Consider the following 3,726-nt stretch of genomic DNA (forward strand, 5'->3'; position numbering starts at 1 on the left):
GGTGCCGGTCGACCGGCACCGGCCGGGTCGCGACGGCTGGTTCCGGTGTGCTCAGCATGGCTGGTCCCGATGGGCGTTGCCGGCGCTGATCAGCCATCGGCCGTCGGCGTAGCGGGTGGCGGTCGCGGTGGCGATGTACCGCCCGCTGGTCGAGCCCGGTACGACCGACCTGTCCTTGACGTAGACGAGCCGGTAGTTGGTGGTGTCGAGGCAGTCCTGGATCGACACCGTCGCCGGGACGGTGTCGAGGCTGACGGCGGTGACCCTCGGGTCGGAGATGAGCGTTCCGGTACGCATCGCGCCGTGCTCCTTCGCGTCGCGAATGGCAAGCCCGACCCGGGTGAGTAACGGATCGGCAAGATACTTCGGAAGTTCCGGATGGTGGGGATCCGCCGATTGTTCGGCTTCCGTGGTGGCGGCCAGATAGCCCGAATAGGCAGCCAGTGCCGCGTCGATGGCGGCGACTGTTCGTGGATCCGGACTTGGGGACGATGGGCGGATTCCGCCGGCTGCGGGCATTGTCGGGTGATCTCCACCGGAACACCCGACGGCGCACCCGAGCATGGTGATCGTGACGAGGGCGGACGGGATCCTGCCGGGATGCTCTGTTCGCAACGGTGAGCCCTCCTTTCCGCCGCTTCCCGCCGTATTCAGTTTGGTGATCCGGAGTCGATCTGATCCACTGCGTTTCTTCGGCGAAGTGGATATTCGTTGGTGGTTGCCGGCTGCTCAGGGGGCCGAGCATAAGCTGATGATTGGCGATGCGACAGGGGCAATTCAAGAGGAATACGTACGGTCACGATCTCCGTTATTGATCAGAATTGCGGGCGCGTGCCGTACGGCGATCGTATTTGCAAACCGAATGATCGGCAGGAGGGCTGCCCGATGGATGGTGAGGGGCGGAAAGGTCACCCCGATCCGCTGGTGAATTACGGCGGATGGCGTTGGTCTGACCACTTCCGTACCTCGGCTCTTCGGGTGGCCCGGTTCGCAGGTCGGCGTGCCGCCGGGTGGTGGGCCGTTCCGGCGTCGATCTCAGTCGACGGCCTGTCGAGTCGCCCGGCGCAGCCGGCTACTCGTGATCATGGAACTACCCAGCGTGTTGATCGATTGGTGATCGTGCCGGCCACCCGCCGGTGCGACCGACCCGATGCCGAGGAGGATTCCGTGGCGCTGGCCACCCCCGGGACGACCGTGAACCCACGCTGGCCGGTACGCGTCATCGCGGCACTGGCCGTCACACCACTGCTCCGGCGACTGGTCATCGCCGACTCGGTTCCGTCCGGCTGCCCGCGCCGCACCCACTGCGTACGGTGCGGCCTTCCGGTCAGCCTCACCACCCCGCTCCGGGCCGTGTCGCCGATCGGCCGGTGCGCCGGCTGCAACAGTCGGATCGGTGCCCCGCCGATGCTCCTCGAACTGGCCCTGCTGGCCGCCGTGGCGGTACTGGCCAGTTGGTTCCGGTCCGGCCCCGAGGCGTCGCCAGCCAACTTGCCGGTGGTGCTGGAGACGGCCGCCATCGGCTGGTGGGCGGTGTGCGCGGTGCCACTGGCCTTCGTCGACCTCGCGGTGCACCGGCTGCCCGACCGGCTCACCTATGCCGCCGTGATCGGAACCTGGACGCTGTTCGGACTCGCCGCCATCGTCGACGGGGACGGCACGGGGTGGCTCCGGGCCGTGTCCGCAGGGATCGTGATCGCCCTGCTGTTCGCCGCTACCACCCTGCTCCTCGGTCGGCGTGGCTTCGGCCTGGGCGATGCCAAACTGGCGCTGAGCAGCGCCGCGATCCTGGGTTGGTCGGGGTGGGGCGCGGTCGTGCTCGGACTGACGGCGGCCTTCACCACCTCGGCGGTGGGCGCCCTGATCCTGCTCACGGCCCGTCGGGTCCGATGGTCAGATCATCTGCCGTTCGGACCGTTCCTCATCCTCGGCACCCTCGTCGCGGTCGCGGTGGTCGGTCGCTAGCCGGTTACGGTGGCCGAAGGCGGTGTGGTCGATTGCCGGTCGGAGGCGTCGGCCGTCGTCGTCACAGGGCCCGCAGTCCGCTCAGTACCGCCTCCAGCAGATCGTCGCCCGGGGAGTCGGCCAGGTCCAGCGGCTGGTACGCCTCCATGACCCCGGTCGCCAGCAGGTCGTCGAGCAGCACCCGTACGGTGCCCAGGGGCAGGTTCATGTCGGCGGCGACCTCGGCCACCGAGAGCGGACGCCGACAGCGCTCGACGATCCCGACCTGCTCCGGTGACAGGCCCGCCGGCAGCGGCGCCGGCCGGGGTCGGGCCACGACCAGGGAGATCACGTCCAACTGGCCGCTGGTGGGTCTGGTCCGTCCCCGGGTCATCGCGTACGGCCTGACCACCGGCCCGGCGGCATCGTCGTACCAGACGTCGTCCGAATGGCTCTCGGTCATGTCGGGTGCCCCGCTCAACTGACCGGCCCCGATGCCGGGGACAGGTACGTGGGCAGGTGCCCGTCGGCCTGCCCGGCGAAGAGGGCCACCTCGTAGGCGAGGGCACCGATGTCCGCGCCAGCTGCGAACGACACGACGAAGATCGCTCCTCCTCGGGTGGCGGTGATGAACAGGAACGCCCGAAGCATCTGGACGACGATCTGGCGGACCGAGCCGGCTTCGTAGTGCTGGCCGGCGGCCAGTGCCAGCGCCTGTAACCCTGCCACGATGCTGGAGAGTTGGGTAGCGAGCTCGGGGTCGACCTGTTGGGAGCCGGCCAGGAGCAGTCCGTCCGGCGACAGCGCCAGTGCGTGTTCCACCTCTGGGACGCGGTTGACGAAATCGTCCAGGAGTTGGGTCAGATCCGGGGCGGTGACCATTGAATGAGCCATCGTTCTCCTCTCGCTGCCGTTGGCGTCGTCATCGATCTGGATTGGATGTGCGTTCGAGCGGTGTCGTGGGCGTACGGGTCGACCGACTCAACCCGGTGCCGTCCCGAGCGGGTTGAACAATGCTTGCGCTCCGCCGGTCGCCAACGGTCGAGCCATGACGAGCCGATGATTTCCGGGTACGGCAGTGATGTCTACGGACGTGTCAAGGTGCCGCGTTTTGCTGGCTCGGTGGAGTGGTCCGATGGTATCGATGTGACGATCCGGTCGCTCGGTACGCGCCGCAGGTTCGCTGTTTCCGACCGGGAGTGGTTCCGTACTCCGAGTGGGATCCGCACCTGGCGGGACTCCGTCACCGGAGCAGTCCCGTCGGCACCCGCCTCCCCGGCGGGCAGGTGGTCCCCCACCAGCCAACCTGTCGCGGGCGAGCCGGGCGGACCGGGGCCTGACGGGTGCTTGCCCCAGTGGGCAACTGCCCCTGCCCGAGCGGCCGTACGAGGGTGCCGACGCTTTGCGGAATCCGGGCTTCCACGGTGCCCCGACTCCCGGGTGGGGCCCGATTTGGAGTTGCTGGACGGACCGTGTACCTTTCAACGGCGGCAGGGAGACGGACGACCGAAGCAACGCGGACGGCCGGCCTGCCGAACCCCACGATCAAACGCAGCGGCTAAATTGCTGCGCGAGAAAGCGGGCCGCTTAAGTCGACAGATTCGGTCGAGACCGGATTTGACAGACGGAAACGGTGAGCTAAAGTGGGAAAAGCGCCCGGAGGAAACGACGGGGGCAGCCGGACGAAGTCGGCAGATTCGGGTGAGACCGGATTTGACAGACAGAAACGGTGAGGTAAAGTAGTAAAGGCGCCCGGCGGAAACGGCGGGAGCGGAACGAAAG

General features: G+C 67.8%; 4 protein-coding genes. 1 reads left to right on the forward strand and 3 read right to left on the reverse strand.

What is annotated here, in order from left to right:
• Positions 1 to 51: 51 nt before the first annotated feature.
• A complete protein-coding gene (locus ACFQ4H_RS34590; RefSeq protein ID WP_377579471.1) occupies positions 52 to 564 on the reverse strand; it encodes a hypothetical protein in 513 nt (170 codons plus the stop codon).
• A 603-nt stretch (positions 565 to 1,167) separates the two neighbouring features.
• Between ACFQ4H_RS34590 and ACFQ4H_RS34595 the strand changes: the two genes are divergently transcribed.
• Positions 1,168 to 1,965, forward strand: a complete 798-nt coding sequence (locus ACFQ4H_RS34595; RefSeq protein WP_377579465.1) for a prepilin peptidase — start codon at positions 1,168 to 1,170, stop codon at positions 1,963 to 1,965.
• 61 nt (positions 1,966 to 2,026) lie between these two features.
• On the opposite strand, the gene ACFQ4H_RS34600 is transcribed toward ACFQ4H_RS34595, so the two are convergent.
• Together ACFQ4H_RS34600 and ACFQ4H_RS34605 are read right to left on the reverse strand one after the other, a co-directional pair.
• Positions 2,027 to 2,407, reverse strand: a complete 381-nt coding sequence (locus ACFQ4H_RS34600) for a DUF742 domain-containing protein (RefSeq protein ID WP_377579467.1) — start codon at positions 2,405 to 2,407, stop codon at positions 2,027 to 2,029.
• A 14-nt stretch (positions 2,408 to 2,421) separates the two neighbouring features.
• On the reverse strand, positions 2,422 to 2,838 hold the full coding sequence (locus ACFQ4H_RS34605; protein ID WP_377579469.1) for a roadblock/LC7 domain-containing protein: 417 nt from the start codon (positions 2,836 to 2,838) through the stop codon (positions 2,422 to 2,424).
• Positions 2,839 to 3,726 lie beyond the last annotated feature (888 nt).

It is taken from the genome of Micromonospora sonneratiae, from assembly GCF_042679305.1.
Taxonomy (GTDB): Bacteria; Actinomycetota; Actinomycetes; order Mycobacteriales; family Micromonosporaceae; genus Micromonospora_H; species Micromonospora_H sonneratiae.